This is a genomic window from Enterobacter cloacae complex sp. 342H5 (assembly GCF_050030905.1).
Taxonomy (GTDB): Bacteria; Pseudomonadota; Gammaproteobacteria; order Enterobacterales; family Enterobacteriaceae; genus Enterobacter; species Enterobacter intestinihominis.
This window is the reverse complement of the sequence record NZ_JBLGVB010000001.1, coordinates 4,357,309-4,375,053: the sequence shown is the minus strand read 5'-3', so window position 1 is coordinate 4,375,053 and position 17,745 is coordinate 4,357,309. Positions and strand designations below refer to the sequence as shown.

General features: G+C 57.2%; 12 protein-coding genes. 6 read left to right on the top strand and 6 right to left on the bottom strand.

Translation table 11 applies throughout. The annotated features are described in order from the left end of the window. Positions 1-64 precede the first annotated feature (64 nt). Positions 65-1,972, bottom strand: coding sequence for a PTS mannitol transporter subunit IICBA (locus ACQG03_RS20890; RefSeq protein ID WP_022649761.1), 1,908 nt, complete (start codon positions 1,970-1,972; stop codon positions 65-67). A 436-nt stretch (positions 1,973-2,408) separates the two neighbouring features. On the opposite strand from ACQG03_RS20890, the gene ACQG03_RS20885 reads away from it, so the two are divergent. The 3 genes from ACQG03_RS20885 (at position 2,409) to selB (ending at position 6,341) form a co-directional block, all read left to right on the top strand. After that, complete coding sequence (locus ACQG03_RS20885) at positions 2,409-3,017, top strand: glutathione S-transferase (protein ID WP_046620387.1); 609 nt, start codon at positions 2,409-2,411, stop codon at positions 3,015-3,017. A gap of 103 nt (positions 3,018-3,120) precedes the next feature. Then, positions 3,121-4,506: an L-seryl-tRNA(Sec) selenium transferase gene (selA, locus tag ACQG03_RS20880; RefSeq protein ID WP_063163873.1), complete on the top strand. Its 1,386-nt coding sequence runs from the start codon at positions 3,121-3,123 to the stop codon at positions 4,504-4,506. Beyond that, positions 4,503-6,341: a selenocysteine-specific translation elongation factor gene (gene selB / locus ACQG03_RS20875; protein WP_063163874.1), complete on the top strand. Its 1,839-nt coding sequence runs from the start codon at positions 4,503-4,505 to the stop codon at positions 6,339-6,341. The genes selA and selB overlap by 4 nt, the downstream gene beginning before the upstream one ends. A 3-nt stretch (positions 6,342-6,344) precedes the next feature. Here selB and ACQG03_RS20870 read toward each other — a convergent pair whose 3' ends face one another. Then, on the bottom strand, positions 6,345-7,229 hold the full coding sequence (locus ACQG03_RS20870) for an ROK family protein (RefSeq protein WP_022649757.1): 885 nt from the start codon (positions 7,227-7,229) through the stop codon (positions 6,345-6,347). Between the two features lie 166 nt (positions 7,230-7,395). Here ACQG03_RS20870 and aldB point away from each other — a divergent pair, with 166 nt between their 5' ends. Continuing rightward, positions 7,396-8,934, top strand: a complete 1,539-nt coding sequence (gene aldB / locus ACQG03_RS20865; RefSeq protein WP_023307168.1) for an aldehyde dehydrogenase AldB — start codon at positions 7,396-7,398, stop codon at positions 8,932-8,934. Positions 8,935-9,066: 132 nt separating this feature from the next. Here the strand turns inward: aldB and ACQG03_RS20860 are convergent, their stop codons facing one another. Further along, positions 9,067-11,016, bottom strand: a complete 1,950-nt coding sequence (locus ACQG03_RS20860; protein ID WP_032626985.1) for a glycoside hydrolase family 127 protein — start codon at positions 11,014-11,016, stop codon at positions 9,067-9,069. A gap of 10 nt (positions 11,017-11,026) precedes the next feature. Then, the gene (locus ACQG03_RS20855) at positions 11,027-12,427 is read right to left on the bottom strand and encodes an MFS transporter (protein ID WP_022649754.1); all 1,401 of its coding nucleotides are present in this window, start codon (positions 12,425-12,427) and stop codon (positions 11,027-11,029) included. 225 nt (positions 12,428-12,652) lie between these two features. On the opposite strand from ACQG03_RS20855, the gene ACQG03_RS20850 reads away from it, so the two are divergent. Together ACQG03_RS20850 and ACQG03_RS20845 are read left to right on the top strand one after the other, a co-directional pair. Continuing rightward, positions 12,653-13,471 (top strand): AraC family transcriptional regulator, encoded by an 819-nt coding sequence (locus ACQG03_RS20850; protein WP_022649753.1) that lies wholly within the window; start codon positions 12,653-12,655, stop codon positions 13,469-13,471. A gap of 93 nt (positions 13,472-13,564) precedes the next feature. Then, positions 13,565-14,020, top strand: a complete 456-nt coding sequence (locus ACQG03_RS20845; RefSeq protein ID WP_045309001.1) for a 4Fe-4S dicluster domain-containing protein — start codon at positions 13,565-13,567, stop codon at positions 14,018-14,020. 7 nt (positions 14,021-14,027) lie between these two features. On the opposite strand, the gene avtA is transcribed toward ACQG03_RS20845, so the two are convergent. Next, entirely contained in the window at positions 14,028-15,281 is a 1,254-nt protein-coding gene (gene avtA, locus ACQG03_RS20840) for a valine--pyruvate transaminase (RefSeq protein ID WP_045622149.1), read from the bottom strand. Between the two features lie 242 nt (positions 15,282-15,523). Then, the gene (locus ACQG03_RS20835; protein WP_063163875.1) at positions 15,524-17,554 is read right to left on the bottom strand and encodes an alpha-amylase; all 2,031 of its coding nucleotides are present in this window, start codon (positions 17,552-17,554) and stop codon (positions 15,524-15,526) included. Positions 17,555-17,745: the final 191 nt, after the last annotated feature.

Below are 17,745 nucleotides of genomic sequence, written 5' to 3'. Positions count from 1 at the left end.
GGGGTGAGGAACGTTTTCCCCCTCACCCTAGCCCCCTCCCCGGGGGGAGAGGGAAGAGGCGCTGTTACTTGTTAAGCAGAGCCAGAACTTCTTCAACGCTGGTGGTATTGGCCAGACGCTCAATAACCGTTTCGTCATCCAGCGCGTTGGTCAGGCTGGTAATCACCTGGATATGCTCGTTATTGCGAGCGGCGATACCAATCACCAGACGGGCGATGTCGTCCTCTTCTTCACCGAAGCGCACGCCATCAGGATACTGACAGAACACCACGCCGGTTTTCAGCACGCGGTCTTTCGCTTCAACCGTACCGTGCGGAACCGCGATGGATTCACCCAGGTAGGTTGGGGTCAGCTTTTCACGCTCCAGCATCGCCTCAACGTATTCCGGCTGAACGTAGCCGCCTTTCACCAGCTGCTCACCGGCGAAGCGAATGGCCTCTTCTTTATTGGTCGCCGTGCGGCCAAGGAAGATATTTTCTGCGCCCAGTTTGAACAGATGCGCGTTGCTCTCGTCGAAGCTGTCTTGCAGGCTGGTGCGCACCTTCACTTCGTTATCTTCATGGCGCTGGGCCGCAACCAGACGTTCTGTCAGGCTGGTGTACAAGCCGCTGTCGAGGAAGTTGGTCAGGGAAATGTGCTGCGCCTGCGGCACCTGACGCATGGCGCGCTCGGTCAGATCGCGGTGCGTGATCACCAGGTCAACGTCCGGCGGCAGGTTGTTAATCGCGCTGTTGGTCACGGAGATGTTGGTCAGACCCGCATCCTGCACTTTCTTACGCAGCACGCCCGCACCCATTGCGCTGGAACCCATACCGGCATCACAGGCCACGATAATTTTACGCACGTGGCTCAGGTCGTTAGAGACATCACCCGCCGCCAGCGGCGTTGCGCCTTTGGATTCGGCTTTCATGTCATGCATACGACGGGTTGCCGCTTCGATATCGTCGTCTTCTTTCACCTTGCTGGTTTTCAGCAGGATAGCGGAGACCACGAAGGAGACGGCCATGGCCGCACAGATCGCCGCGATGTTCGCGAAGTAGGCGCCTTTCGGGGTCATCGCCAGCACCGCCAGAATAGAGCCTGGAGAAGCAGGAGACACCAGACCACCGCCCAGTACGCTCAGGGTGAACACGCCGGTCATACCGCCAAGGATAACGGCCAGGATCAGACGTGGGTTCATCAGCACATACGGGAAGTAAATTTCGTGAATACCGCCCAGGAAGTGAATGATCGCCGCGCCGCCAGCAGACTGTTTCGCGCTGCCGCGACCAAAGAACATGTACGCCAGCAGAACGCCCATACCCGGACCCGGGTTCGCTTCAATCAGGAAGAAGATGGACTTGCCGAGATCGTGTGACTGCTGGATACCCAGCGGTGAGAAGATACCGTGGTTGATGGCGTTGTTCAGGAACAGGATTTTCGCCGGTTCAACGAAGATAGACGCCAGCGGCAGCATGTCGTGCGCCACCATGAAGTTAACGCCCGCAGCCAGCAGTTTGGAGAGCACTTCAACCGCAGGGCCAATGCCGAGGAACGCCAGAATCGCGAGGATCATCCCGATGATGCCCGCGGAGAAGTTGTTCACCAGCATTTCGAAGCCGGATTTGATCTTGCCATCAACCCAGACGTCAAATTTCTTGATCGCCCAGCCGCCCAGAGGACCGGCAATCATCGCACCGAGGAACATCGGCATATCCGCACCGACAATCACCCCCATGGTTGTGATGGCACCCACGACACCACCACGGTCACCGCCCACCAGACGACCACCGGTATAACCGATGAGCAGCGGCAGCAGGTACGTAATCATTGGGCCAACAAGTTTCGCCAGCGTTTCGTTAGGCAACCACCCTGTCGGAATAAATAATGCGGTGATAATACCCCACGCGATAAACGCGCCGATATTTGGCATCACCATGTTGCTGAGGAAACGACCAAAGCTTTGCACTTTGATCTTGAAATCGGATGACATAAAACACCCCTTCTTATGTTTACGCTTAGGCTTGTGGCCCGAGGTTTATCGTTAATGTGCGGCGGCAGAGGTAGCCGGGCCCTGTTCTGATGCTGTGAAATCTGGCACTGAATCGTTCAACTGTCCAGACAGTGGAATTTTGTGTGATCTGAATCACATGAATGTAGGGGGTGAGGATATTAATGAAGTGATCGCGATCACATAATGGGTGTGTAAAAAAAATACATTGCTCAGAATTACGCCAAAATGAGGGCTGTTTTGTGATTAATATCACAATGTTAAGTTGGCTGTTTGTTTCCAGATTGTGATTTGATTCACAAAATATTTTTATGCAGATTTCTCCCGTATCCCCTCACGGCAGGAATGCGATACGTACACCTGCCTTTTTTCTCGGCTTGATCCATACTGACCTCTTTATGGGCATTAAGGAAAAGCAATGAAACTCATCGGCAGTTATACCAGTCCTTTCGTGCGTAAGATTTCGATTCTCCTGCTGGAGAAAGGGATTGAATTTGAATTCGTAAATGAACAACCGTACCACGCAGAGAACGGCGTTGCGCAGTACAACCCGCTGGGGAAAGTCCCGGCGCTGGTAACGGACGAGGGCGACTACTGGTTTGATTCCCCGATCATTGCGGAGTACATCGAGCTGCTTGGCGTTGCGCCAGCCATGCTGCCGGCGGATCCAAAAGCGGCGCTGGCGATGAAGCAAATTGAAGCCCTGGCGGATGGCATTATGGATGCGGCATTAACGTCCGTACGCGAGCAGGCAAGGCCCGCCGCCCAGCAGTCAGAAAATGAGCTGCTGCGCCAGCGCGAAAAAATCAGCCGCAGCCTGGATATGTGCGAACAGCTGATCCGCGACGGGAAAATTCAGAGCGATAGCCTGAATCTGGCGACGATCGCCATCGCCTGCGCCATTGGCTACCTTAATTTCCGCCGCGTCTCGCCGGGCTGGTGCGTGGATCGTCCGCTGCTGGTCAAACTGGCGGAGACGCTCTTCCAGCGCGAAAGTTTCGCCCGGACTGAACCACCAAAGGCTTGATGCGGGTTATAACACTTCCTGGCGGGAGGCGGTACAATCCCCCCACATGTTAACTCCCTCTCCCGTCGGGAGGGGGGAAGATACTTACTCGCCAGGCGCATTCATGACTACTCATCATTCCCTCTACAGCCAGATCCCCGCTACCGATCGTCTGCTTCGTGATCCGCGCATCACTGCGGTGCTGGAGCAGTTTGGCCATACTGCAACGGTCGACATGCTACGCCAGCTTCAGGACGATGCGCGTCGCCATATTCAGGCTGAAAACGCGCTACCCGGCTGGTGCGAGGCATGGGCGCAGGAAGTTGAACGCAGGCTGAGCAAGCACGGGCAGAGCGCGTTGCGCCCGGTTATTAACCTGACGGGCACGGTTCTGCACACCAATCTGGGCCGGGCACAGCAGGCAGAAGAAGCAATAGAGGCCGTCACCCGGGCCATGCGCTCGCCGGTGACGCTGGAGTACGATCTGGACGGCGCCGGGCGCGGGCATCGCGATCGCGCACTGGCGGATCTTCTCTGCCAGATCACCGGCGCGGAAGATGCCTGCATTGTGAATAACAACGCGGCGGCGGTGCTGTTAATGCTGGCGGCCACCGCGAGCGGAAAAGAGGTTGTCGTCTCTCGCGGCGAGCTGGTGGAGATCGGCGGGGCGTTTCGTATTCCGGATGTCATGCGCCAGGCGGGCTGCACGCTGCATGAAGTGGGCACAACCAACCGTACCCATGCAAAAGATTATCGCGCTGCGGTGAATGAAAACACCGCCCTGCTGATGAAAGTGCATACCAGTAATTACCACATTGAGGGGTTCACCAAAACGGTGGAAGAGGCCGAACTGGCCGCCATCGGGCGCGAGCTAAACGTGCCGGTGATTGCCGATCTCGGCAGCGGGTCGCTGGTGGATATGCGCCAGTACGGTCTGCCGAAAGAGCCAATGGTGCAGGAAATGGTTGCTGCGGGCGTAAGCCTGGTCAGTTTCTCCGGCGATAAACTGCTGGGCGGGCCGCAGGCGGGGATTATCGTCGGCAAGCGCGAGCTGATTGCGCAGCTACAGCAGCACCCACTGAAGCGTGCCCTGCGTGCCGATAAAATGACGCTGGCCGCGCTGGAAGCCACGCTGCGGCTCTATCTCCACCCGGAGAAACTGGCTGACCGCCTGCCCACGTTGCGTTTGCTGAGCCGTGATGAAGCCTCTGTTCGCGCGCGGGCGGAAGCGCTACTGCCGCAGATTGCTCCTCATTACCCTGAGTTTGACGTTCGTATCGAGCCTTGCCTGTCGCAAATTGGCAGCGGCTCGCTGCCCGTGGACAGGTTACCGAGCGAAGCGCTGACGTTCACCCCGCGCGACGGACGCGGAAGCCAGCTTGAGGCGCTGTCGGCGCGCTGGCGTGCATTACCGACGCCAGTGATTGGCCGGATCGGTGATGGTCGTATGTGGCTGGATTTACGCTGCCTGGAAGATGAAGGGCGGTTTCTGGAGATGATGTTGAAATGATTATTGCCACCGCCGGTCACGTTGACCACGGCAAAACCACGTTATTGCAGGCCATTACGGGCGTGAATGCCGATCGCCTGCCGGAAGAGAAAAAGCGCGGCATGACCATTGACCTGGGTTACGCCTACTGGCCACAGCCCGACGGTCGCGTGCTGGGCTTTATCGACGTGCCCGGCCACGAGAAGTTTCTTTCCAATATGCTCGCGGGCGTGGGCGGGATCGATCACGCTCTGCTGGTTGTCGCGTGCGATGACGGGGTGATGGCGCAAACGCGCGAGCATCTGGCGATCCTGCAACTGACGGGAAACCCGCAGTTGACCGTCGCCCTCACCAAAGCGGACCGTGTGGATGAGGTGCGTATCAACGAGGTGCGTGAAGAGGTGCTGGCGGCGCTGAGTGAATATGGTTTTAAGGATGCCGCTCTGTTTGTCACCGTGGCGACAGAAGGCCGCGGTATCGACGCTCTTCGCGACCATTTGCAGCAGATCCCGTCTCGTGAGCATGCCAGCCATCACCGCTTCCGTCTGGCGATCGACAGGGCGTTTACCGTGAAAGGGGCTGGGCTGGTGGTGACCGGTACCGCGCTGAGTGGCGAAGTTAACGTGGGCGATACCCTGTGGCTGACGGGCGTGAACAAACCCATGCGCGTGCGCGTGCTTCACGCGCAAAACCAGCCGGTGGAACAGGCCCACGCCGGGCAGCGTATCGCCCTGAATATTGCTGGTGATGCCGAAAAAGACCAGCTTAACCGCGGCGACTGGCTGCTGGCCGACGCGCCGCCGGAGCCTTCTGAACGGATTATCGTTTCTCTACAGACCCACACGCCGCTGACCCAGTGGCAGCCGCTGCATATCCATCACGCGGCCAGCCACATCACCGGACGCGTGTCGCTGCTGGAAAACGATCTCGCCGAACTGGTGTTCGACTCCCCGCTCTGGCTGGCGGATAACGACCGCCTGGTTCTGCGCGACATCTCCGCGCGCGAAACCCTGGCGGGCGCCCGCGTGGTGATGCTGAATCCGCCCCGTCGCGGCAAGCGTAAGCCCGAGTATTTAGCGTGGCTGGCCTCGCTGGCCCAGGCCCGTGACGACAAGTCTGCGTTAGATATCCACCTTGAGCGTGGTGCGGTGGATCTGGCTGCGTTCGCCTGGGCGCGCCAGCTCAGCGGTGAAGGATTGCGTCTTCTGACGCAGGAGCCGGGTTTTATTCAGGCTGGCAACAGCCTGCTGAACGCGCCGGTGGCGGCGCGCTGGCAGCGTAAAGTGCTGAGCACGCTGGCGACCTACCATGAACAGCATCAGGATGAGCCAGGCCCGGGCCGTGAACGTCTGCGGCGCATGGCGTTGCCCATGGAAGACGACGCACTGGTGCTGTTGCTGATTGAAAACATGCGTGAAAGCGGCGTGATTGCAAGTCATCACGGCTGGCTGCACCTGCCGGAACATAAGGCCGGTTTTACCGCTGAGCAGGACGCGGTCTGGCAAAAAGTGGCGGCGCTGTTTGGCGATGAACCCTGGTGGGTGCGCGATCTGGCGCGTGAAACCAATACCGATGAGCAGCTGATGCGTCAGGTACTGCGGCATGCGGCGCAGCAGGGCATGATTGTGGCGATCGTGAAAGATCGTTATTACCGCAACGATCGGATCGTTGCGTTTGCGAACCTGATCCGGGAGCTGGATCAGGCGCGCGGATCAACCTGCGCCGCAGACTTCCGCGATCGGCTGAACGTAGGACGCAAACTGGCGATTCAGATCCTGGAGTATTTCAACCGCATCGGGTTTACGCGTCGTCGTGGCAATGACCATGTGCTACGCGACGCGCAGTTATTTCCGTAAGCGTTAAGCGCTGCGCGCCTGCTTCTGCTTAGCCAGCCAGACCGCGCCCAGCCTTCCCGCCTGGTTACCCAGCTCGCAGGGAAGGATGGGCACCCGGAGCGCTTCCCACTCCTCGAATCGCTGTAAATATTTATCCAGCAGGAGATAGATTTTCTCCTGCTCACTAATGCCGCCGCCAATCAGCACCGCCTGCGGATCAAACATAGAGATCACGCTGTAAATACCGCGCGACAGACAATGCGCCCACGCTTCAATGGCCTCGCGCAGATGTACGTCGCTGTCCATGCGTTTAAACAGCTCCTCACCATCAGGCATCTCATCTTCCGACACGGCCAGCGCGCGGCGGCAGGCTTTCATCAGGCCACTGGCGGACGCCACTTCATGCATCGGTTCGCCCTCATTGCCTACGGGCAGCACGCCAAACTCACCCGCCCGGTAGTGCGACCCGCGGTAGAGATCGCCCTCCATGACGATACCGCCGCCGATGCCGGTGCCGATGGTGATGCAAACGAAATGCTCATAGTCCTTGCCCGCGCCCTGCCAGCGCTCGCCCAGCGCCGCGCAATTGGCATCGTTTTCGATTGTCACGGGGAGATCGGTCAGCTGTGCGAACAGTTCGCACAGGTTTTCGCCGTCAAGATAGTCCAGCGCCCCGGCTTTGGCCGCTTCGCCAGTATGGTGATTGATATGTCCTGGAAAACTCACGCCAATACTGGCGATCTCGTGCTCCTGGCAGTATTTATCCACTACCGTTTTCCACTTCTCTTTGAAGGTGCTTTCATCGTCCGGCGTATCATATTCATCGGATGTCAGTTCTTCGCCGTTTTCATTAATTACGCCGTGTTTGATGTGGGTTCCACCCACGTCAAAGCCGATAAATAGCTGCATTGCATCATTCCTCATGAGCCCTTGAGCTATTAAGTATGGCTGCGGCGGCAGAAACGAAACGTAAAGTACGGTAATCCGTGATGCGGCTCGTAAACCCGCTACCCGCTGGCGAGAAAATCACCAGCCGGAACTACCCTTGTTGTACAACAACAGCAAGGAGACGGTCATGACAAACAATCCTCCCTCATCGCGTATCCAGCCTGGCGAGTATGGTTTTCCCCTTAAGCTGAAGCCCCGCTATGACAACTTTATCGGCGGCGACTGGGTGGCGCCCGTCGACGGTGAATACTATTCCAACCTGACGCCCGTTACCGGCCAGCCGCTGTGTGAAATTGCCAGTTCGGGCAAGCGGGATATCGATTTAGCGCTGGATGCGGCGCATAAGGCGAAAGATAAGTGGGGGCAAATGTCCGTTCAGGACAGAGCGGCCATTTTGTTCAAAATCGCCGATCGGATGGAGCAGAATCTGGAGCTGCTGGCGACCGCAGAAACGTGGGACAACGGCAAGCCGATCCGCGAAACCATGGCGGCGGACGTGCCGCTGGCGATCGACCATTTCCGCTATTTTGCGTCCTGCATTCGTGCCCAGGAGGGGGGAATAAGTGAAGTTGACAAAGATACCGTGGCGTATCACTTCCACGAGCCGCTCGGCGTGGTGGGGCAAATTATTCCGTGGAACTTCCCGCTGCTGATGGCGAGCTGGAAAATGGCGCCCGCGCTGGCGGCGGGTAACTGCGTGGTGCTGAAACCTGCACGCTTAACGCCGCTTTCGGTACTGCTGCTGATGGAGGTGATTGGCGACCTGTTGCCGCCGGGGGTCATTAACGTGGTCAACGGGGCCGGGGGAGAGATCGGCGAATATCTGGCTACTTCAAAGCGTATTGCTAAAGTGGCGTTTACCGGCTCAACGGAAGTGGGTCAGCAGATCATGCAGTACGCGACCCAGAACATCATTCCGGTCACCCTGGAGCTGGGCGGGAAATCGCCGAACATCTTCTTTGCCGACGTGATGGATGAAGAGGACGCCTTCTTCGACAAAGCGCTGGAAGGGTTTGCGCTGTTCGCGTTCAACCAGGGTGAAGTCTGCACCTGTCCGAGCCGCGCGCTGGTGCAGGAATCCATTTATGAGCGCTTTATGGAGCGGGCGATCCGGCGCGTGGAGTCGATTCGCAGCGGTAATCCGCTGGATAACGTCACCCAGATGGGAGCGCAGGTATCGCATGGCCAGCTGGAAACCATCCTCAACTATATTGATATCGGTAAAAAAGAGGGGGCCGATGTGTTGACCGGCGGTCGTCGTAAGGTGCTGGGCGGCGATTTGCAGGAGGGTTACTACCTTGAGCCGACCATCCTGTTCGGTAAGAACAACATGCGCGTTTTCCAGGAGGAAATTTTTGGACCGGTGCTGGCCGTCACCACGTTTAAAACCATGGACGAGGCGCTGGAGCTCGCTAACGACACGCAGTATGGCCTGGGGGCGGGCGTCTGGAGCCGTAACGGTAACCTTGCCTATAAAATGGGCCGCGGCATTCAGGCCGGACGCGTATGGACAAACTGCTATCACGCCTATCCGGCTCATGCGGCGTTTGGCGGCTACAAACAGTCGGGCATCGGGCGCGAAACCCATAAGATGATGCTGGAGCACTACCAGCAAACGAAATGTCTGTTAGTCAGCTACTCCGATAAACCGCTGGGGCTGTTTTAATCTCCCGGCTCAGGCCGTCCCGGGCGGCCTGAGCCGGGTTAAAGCCGGGTGGCGGCTTCGCCTTACCCGGCCTACTTTTTACTTCCTCTCCCGTGGGAGAGGGTTGGGGTGAGGGCAACAGGCCGCAGTTATTCAGCCTTCATCCACCCATATCCGCATTTCCCCTTCTCCCCGGTTTGCCCAGCTGAACCATGGAATAAAGGTCAGCGTCTGGGGCTGACGTTCTACCGGCGAGTGGTCGTACTGCCACAGGGCATCAGTGTCCTTCGCCTGACACCCGATCCCTTCCGCCTGTATCAGCATCTTGTGCGCGAAAATGCCTTTGCCTTCAAATACCCGAAACGCGCTGTCTTGCGGCAAAGAAAGGTTATGCAGATTTGCGCCGTTATCGGCTTCTTCCAGGCAGTAAACCAGCGGCCCACGCTGCAATGCGACTTTCCCCGCCTGCTGGCGCACCTGCGGGTTGCCGTACACGCGGCGGACCGGCATCGGTAACGTCAGCGTCAGCGTGTCGCCTTCCTGCCAGCTGCGGTTGAGGTATAAGTATCCACGGGAGACCTCGCCTGTAATGGCTTGACCATTGAGCGAAACAGCCGGTTCCGCACACCAGTCCGGCAGCCTCAGGGCCAGCGTGTGAGTCACCGGAACTGGTGAGGTTATCTCGATTTTCACCTGCTCATGCCACGGATAGTTTCCGCTAATACGCAGCTGGAGGGTGTTTTCCCCCACCGGAATGGCGACATCGTTTCCCACGTACAGGTTGATCAACAGCGCGTCCGGGCGAACGGTATAAATATAGTGCCCCAGCGAGGTCAGCACGCGCGCAATATTCGGCGGGCAACAGGCGCAGCCGAACCAGCGCTGGCGCACCGGTTTAACGTGGTCATAGATATGGTTAAAGGCCAGTGTTTTCGGGTGCACTTCCAGCGGATTCACATAAAAGAAATGCTTACCGTCCAGCGCCATGCCACCCAGCACCGTGTTGTATAGTGCGCGCTCCATCACGTCGGCGTAGTGGCCGTCCGCCTCCATCTCCAGCATCCGGCGGGCAAACATCATCAGGCCGATGGAGGCGCAGCTTTCGGCATAGACCGTATCGTTGGGCAGATCGTAATCGCTGCTGAATGCCTCGCCGCTGCTTTGCGAGCCAATCCCGCCGGTGATGTACAGCTGGCGCTGTGCCATGTTGTTCCACAGCCGCAGGCAATCCTGACGTTTCCCTTCGTCGTTGCTCAGGCGCGCCAGATGCGCCATGCCCGCCATCAGATAGACAAAACGCACGGCGTGGCCGATGGCCGTTTGTTGTTCGGCAAGGGGCTGATGCGCCTGGCTGTAGGCTTTGTCCTTGACCATCCACGCCGGGCCATAGGTGTTCCAGTATGACGTTCTGCCGCGCTTCTCATATTCGATATCGTAGAAGTGAGGCTGTGTGCCGCGTTCCTCAATAAAGTATTTCACCAGATTGAGATAGCGTGGCTCCTGCGTGACGTCGTACAGCCGCATCAGCGCCAGCTCGATTTCCGGGTGGCCCGGATAGCCGTGCAGCTGGTTTTCGCCCGGGCCAAACACGCTGTCGATATGATCCGCCAGCCTGCACACCACGTCCAGCAGGCGGCGCTTTCCGGTTCCCTGGAAATACGCCACGCCCGCTTCAATCATATGTCCGGCGCAGTACAGTTCGTGGCATTCGGCCAGATTGGTCCAGCGCTCGGCCGGTGCTTTCACCGTGAAATAGGTATTGAGATAGCCATCTTCACACTGCGCCGCTGCGACCAGCTCGATCACCTCGTCGGCGGTTTTTTCCAGTTCGGCATCCGGCTTCTGGCACAGCGACCACGCTACGGCTTCGAGCCATTTCGCCACGTCGCTGTCCTGAAAGACCATCCCGTAAAACGCCCCCTGTTCCAGACCGGCCGCGATGCGGAAGTTGGCGATGGCGTGGCTGGGTTCAGCCTCCGCCACGCGATCGTTAAGCGCATCCCACTGGTAGGGGATTACCACATCGCGGACCAGCCGTTGGTACTGACCAAGAAACGGGTCGTTGATTTTCAGCTGATGCAGGTCGGCTTCCATTATGGTCATATCGTTCTCCTCAGGACTGTACATGACGCTGGCGCAAATCGGTTGCAATGCGCGACATCACGGGATTGTTAAGCCTGCACCAGCGGATAGCGACCGCCAGCAGCAGGTGGAAAAGGGCAGGGAGCAGCGTCTCCATGGCGGTGATGCCCTGCAATGAGGCGGGTGTCTGGTTGCCCGCGCCTGGCTGATAGGCCACGGCAATAAACACCAGGCTGATGATCCCGGCGCTGGATGCCCACGCGAGCTTGATGAAAAATAGATTGAAGGCGAAATTCATCCCCGAGGAGCGCACGCCGGTTTTCCATTCGCCGTAGTCATCGGCAAAGGCCATTAGCGAGAAGTGAAGCGGCAGGGTGAAGCCCAGGATCACGCCGTTACTTAAAATCACGATAAGCCAGAGCGTCTGGTGCGCCGGGCCACCTGGCAGGAACCACATTCCCATAGCAAGCGCAGCGAGCACCAGGTTGGTGTAGTAGTAGAGTTTGACGGTATCAATCCGCCGCGACAGCGGGTTGACGATCACCGCGCCCAGAATGGCGGCAAAGGTCACCATGGTGAAAAACAGCGAGGTGTACGCCGTGCTGCCCTGAAGCACGTAGGTGATGAAGTACATGTACCCGCCGCCGCGAATGTTGAAGACGTTGATCAGCAGAAACGACATCACCAGCATCAGCAGCAGCTGATCGTTTTTACGCAGGCCCGCCAGGTGCTCGCGCAGGGTGAATTTCCCCATCAACGCAAGCGGGACGCGCTCGCGCACCCAGAAGAAGCAGCACAAGAACATCACCACAGCGATGGCGCACAGTACGCCGACGCCCAGCTGATAACCCCGGGCGGTATTGCCCTGTCCCAGCTCTGACACCAGCCACGGCAGGCCAACGGAGACCAGAAAGCCCGCCACGCCGCACAGTACGAAGCGCCAGGACTGGCAGGATATTACCTCGTTGTGGCGGGTGGTCATGGTGTTGATCAGCGCGCAATATGGCACGTTGATGGCGGTATAGCCCACTGAAAGCAACAGATAGGTGCCGAACGCCCAGGCGATTTTCACGCCCATGCTGGCGTCCGGGACGGTGAAGGTCAGCACGCCGACGATCCCGATGGGAAGCGCGACCCACAGCTGCCACGGACGAAAACGCCCCCAGCGGCTCTGCGTGCGGTCGGCAATCACGCCCATCACCGGATCGGAAATCGCGTCAAATACCCGAAGGGCAATAAACAGCGTGCCCACCAGCGCGGGCGTCAGGCCAAATACATCGGTATAGAAAAAGGTCAGGAAGTTCATGATCAGGCAGGTAATTACCGTGCCGCCCGCGTCGCCCAGGCCGTAGCCAATTTTCTCGCGGACTGACAGCCGGTCATCGGCTGCCTGTTTTGCAACTTCTGCGTCTGTAATCGGTGTGGAAGTCATGGGGTAACTCCTCGATAAACGATTTTTTATCGTATTTGTGCAAGGTACCCCATTTATTCTGCATTCAACGGGCAGACCAACAAGGGAAGGGAAAAGTATAAAAAGGTGACGATTCCGACCTGATGGTAAAACTGTGAGTTTGATCGAGCTGTTCTGCTGATATTTATTAATAATCAAACAATAAACGCAATATTAGCCACCATAAAAGCGGGGAATTGAATATCCATGCTTGAATTATCCATAGCACTTCCGATTAAGGTTCAAAATGGCGGGTTATTTATCTCCCGGGGCGTGGGTCGTCATCCCGCACGAAAATTATCTTCGTGGGAGATAATCTTTGTCGAAAAAGGGACATTAACGATCCAGGAGGAAAATACGCTGTTTGAGGTAAACGCCGGCGAGAGTTTATTACTTTGGCCGAAGCGGCGGCATGTCGGCGTGGAAGATTTTCCGGGCGATCTCAAATTTTACTGGCTGCATTTTGAGGTGGATGAAGGCTTGCCTGCGTTGCCAGGTGCGACGCCACTGTCGATTGAGCAACACTGTAGCGTGCGGGATCCGCAATATGTTATTGCGTTATTCCGTCAGTTTTTAAGCGAGCAGGAAAAATTACAGCGTAGCCAGGCGCTGGAGATAATTTTGCTGTTAATTTTGCAGCAGATATCGCTCTCGCCGGGATATGAAGATAAAGCGGATGATGCGGGCGCAGCAATGGCGTGGAAGGCCAAACAGCTTATCCGCACTCACTTTCATTTGCCCATATCCACTTCACAGCTGGCGAAAGAGCTGCATTGCAATGCAGATTACCTGGGGCGAGTATTTCGCCGGACGTTTCATTTAACCCTGACGGAGGCAATACACCGCCAGCGCGTCAGGGCCGCTGAAAAATTGTTGCTGAACGATGCGGCCTCATTAACTGAAGTGGCCACCCGGTGCGGTTTTAATGACGTGGGTTATTTCCGGCAAATATTCTCGAAACATACCGGGTTAACGCCCGCCGTCTGGAAACGGCGGTACTGTAAAGAGCATATTAATTCCGGATGAGCGCATCCTCTTTGACCCATCACACCTTCGCTGCCTCGGACGTTATGTATGATGTGCTCAGAACCGGGTTTTAATGCACGCGAGGCATAACTGATGAACCGATTTATTCTGACGGATCCTGAAAAATGTATCGGGTGCCGCACCTGTGAGGTGGCGTGCATGATGTCGCATCAAAGCAGCGCCACGCCAGAAGCATTTACGTCACGTATCCGCGTGGTTAAGGGGGGAACCTTCACCACGGCCGTGGGCTGCCACCAGTGTGAAGATGCGCCCTGCGCGAATGTCTGCCCGACGGGGGCCATTCACCGTGCTGCGGGAGCCTGGCTCGTTGAGCAGGCTCGCTGTATCGGCTGCAAAAGCTGTATGGTGGCGTGCCCGTTCGGGGCAATGCAGGTTCGGGTTGTGGGAGATCGCGTTCAGGCGCTGAAATGTGATTTGTGCATGCATCGCGAGGGCGGTCCCGCCTGCGTCGAAGCCTGTCCCACCCACGCGCTGCGCTGCATAGACCCCGCCAGACTACGCGTGGAACGGCTGCGTAATCTGGCCTGAGGTTTTATTAACCGGCCTCGCGCCAGGCGTTCTCAATCTCTTCGGCGAGAATTTTCACACCCGCTTCGATTTTTTCCGGGTCCGGGACGTAGTTCATGCGCATGCACTGGTGCGTATGCGGCCACGGTTTATCCAGTCCCGGGAAGAAGTAATCCCCCGGCACCATCAGCACGCCACGCTTTTTCAGACGCTGATAAAGCAGCTCTGTCGTAATGGGCAGATCCTTAAACCACAGCCACAGGAAAATTGCCCCTTCCGGTTTATGGATCAGGCAGCGTTCCTCCGGTAAGTAGCGGCGAAGGATGGCGATAGTTTCCTGAACGCGCTGAGAGTAAAACGGCTTGATCACCTCATTTGACAGGCGCAGCAGGTCGTTACGCCTGATCATCTCGCACATCATCGCCGGGCCGATGCCGCCAGGGGAAAGGCTGATAATGCCGTTCATGTTGGTAATGGCGGTGATGATTTTCTCGTTAGCAATGATAATGCCGCAGCGGCTGCCCGGCAGGCCCAGCTTGGAGAGGCTCATGCAGAGGATGATGTTCGGGTTCCACAGCGGACGCGCTTCGCTGAAGATGATACCCGGGAACGGTACGCCATAGGCGTTATCGATCACCAGCGGGATGCCGTGCTGATTCGCCAGCACATCCAGCTTCATCAGCTCGTCGTCGGTGATCACGTTCCCCGTCGGGTTGGTGGGACGAGATACGCAGATCATGCCCGTCTCTTCACCGATATGCAGATGTTCAAAATCGACGTGATATTTGAACTGGCCCTCTGGCAACAACTCGATATTCGGACGTGCGGAAACAAACAGGTCTTCTTCGAGGCCGGCATCGGCATAGCCGATATACTCCGGTGCCAGCGGGAACAGCACTTTTTTCGTGGTGCCGTCGGCGCGGCGTCCGGCGAACAGATTGAATAAGTAGAAAAACGCGCTCTGACTGCCGTTTGTCAGTGCAATGTTCTGTGGTTCGATATCCCAACCCAGCGCTTCCCGCAGCATTGCCGCCAGAAGCGTCAGTAGTTCTGTTTTACCCTGAGGGCCGTCGTAATTACATAGCGCATCGGTTGCTTTACCGTTTTCCAGCATGTCTGCCAGCAGCGTCTGGAAGTAGGTGTTCATCTCCGGAATTTGAGCCGGGTTTCCGCCGCCAAGCATGATAGCGCCTGGGGTGCGCAGCCCGTCGTTGAGGTCCTCCATCAGGCGGGTAATGCCTGAATGGCGGGTAAATTTGTCGCCGAATTGTGAAAACGTCATAGCAGGTGATCTGTCGGGCTTAATATGAAAGGCAGTAACCATAACGCCAGCACCGTGTTGGTGCAAATCGGCGGATGTGGTCGGATTTGTTGTTTTGTATGGTGGAGAGGGATTATTGCAGTGAATCCTTCTGATGAATGTACCCCTCACCCCGACCCTCTCCCCAAAGGGGCGAGGGTGAAAGACCGCACCGTGCAATCCCCTAGCCCCTTAGGGGAGAGGGTTAGGGTGAGGGGGCTGTTCTACTGATTACCCGCCCACACCACCATCACCTTATCGCCCTTGTGCTCGCGCACAAAGCCGTAGCCTTCTTTCACTGACAGCGTTGTTTGCTTGCCTTCACCCACAGCCGGATGACGGGCGCGGAACTGCCCCAGAAGCTGCCAGTGGGCGACAGTTAACGCCTGTTTACCCGTGACGTCCTGCCAGTTCATATCCGAACGGGTTCCCTGTAGCGGATCGGAGCCCGTCGGACCAAATGGACGCTCTGATTCATCGCCGTAATAGATCTGCACGCTTCCCGGCGCCAGCAGCAGTAACTCAGCGGCGCGCTGACCCCCTTCACGGAACAGACGCGTATCGTGGGAGGAGAGATAGCTCAGCACATTAAAACTTTGCAGCTTTTCTGCCATTTGCTGCCAGGTCAAATCCATATCTGCCAGACAGTCCACTGCTTTCGCCGCCTGCTCCTGATAGTCAAAGTTGATCATCGCATCGAAGCCGTGACGGTAATAATCGCTCTGCATCACGCCGTGGCCCCAGGACTCACCGGTCATCCAGAACGGCGCATCGTCGAGTTTTTTGTCCGGGTTGGCGGCCTTCCACGCGGCCAGCGCCTGGCTGGCCTGGTCTTTCAGTTGCTGCCAGGCTTCATGCTCAACGTGTTTGGCGGTATCGACCCGGAAACCGTCGATGCCGTAGTCACGTACCCACTGGCTAAGCCAGTGGGTCAGGTAATCTCGCGGCGTGAAATTCGTCATCACTTTCGCGTTGGTGTCGGGCTTGTGTTGATAAAAGTTCGGCAAACCTGACGGGGTTTTTGATTCCGTTTTCAGATCCGGCAGGAAGGCCAGGGACATGGTCAAGTCGTCAAAGCCCGGGTTGTCGTAATCACCGATATCGGTACGGATCCATTTTTTACCCCACCATTTTTCCCATGCGGCTTTGTCACTGAAGTTGATGTAATCGTTGAAGCTGTGCCAGCTTTGAACCGCGCCTGGCTTCCAGTCAGTCCAGCGTTCGCCGAGCGTTTTTTTCAGCTCATCTCCCTGTAAATAGAGTGCGCCAAACTGATATTGCTGCATATCTGCAAGCGTCGCATAGCCCGCGTGGTTCATGACAACGTCAAACAGGACGCGGATACCGCGCCTGTGCGCGTCGTCGACAAGCTGGCGTAAATCATCTTCGTTGCCCATGTTGGCGTCGAGTTTCGTCCAGTCCTGGGTGTAATAACCGTGATACGCGTAGTGGGGGAAATCCCCTTTGGTGCCGCCGCCAACCCAGCCGTGGATCTGCTCCAGCGGGGAGCTTATCCAGAGCGCATTCACGCCCAGTTGCTGAAGGTAATCCAGTTTGCTGGTAAGCCCTTTCAGATCGCCGCCGTGGAAAGTACCTATCTCCTGCATACCATCTTTATGGCGGCCATAGCTGTTGTCGTTGGTGGGGTCGCCATTCACGAAGCGATCGGTCAGCACGAAATAGACGGTGGCGTTTTGCCAGCTGAACGGCGCGGGTTTGTCCGTTTCGGCGCGCTCAAGCAGCAGCAGGCCATTGCTGTTGGCGGCTGGCTGAAGAGTCACTTTGCCATTTTGAACGGTCGCGGTCTGTTTGCTGTAAAAATCACGCACCACCGTGCCTTCCGGGAACGTGTTAACGACGTCGATCGTGAGCGGTTTGCCGTCCCACTTCGGGCACTGGCGGGTAACGTTTGCGACAGGCTGTGGCGCCGCACTTTGTACCGTCAGCATCAGCGTCGGCGTTCCAGAGCGCGTATCAATACGCATCTGATAAACGCCGTCACGGAATAACCGCCACTGCGGTGGCGTGCCTTCGCACGGTTTGAGCGACAGCATCTCGTTGAGCTTAATGGCCTTTGTCGGCTGCCAGCACGCGTTGTCAAGACTCAACGTCAGTGGACGGGTACCCTTCGCAAGCGTTGCCTGGCTGGTAAAGACGCCGGTACCTTCAGCGTTGAATGCGTCAAATCCCGGCGATGACCAGTCGGCATGCGCGAATGCGGGTAACATCAGAACAACTAATGCAGTGCGTTTCATTCCATTTTCCTGTCGCGGCATTTTTGACCAGTGTGCCATTCGGCTCAGGGGAAAAACTCCTCCTCTGAGGCTTTCTGCCAGGAGGACGCGTAGGGATGAGTGATCCCGCGCAAAATTAGGCAGTTATCTGCGATATCGCGCACATTTTTCCAGTGTTGGTGCTTTAATGAGCATGTTCCGGATGACATAGT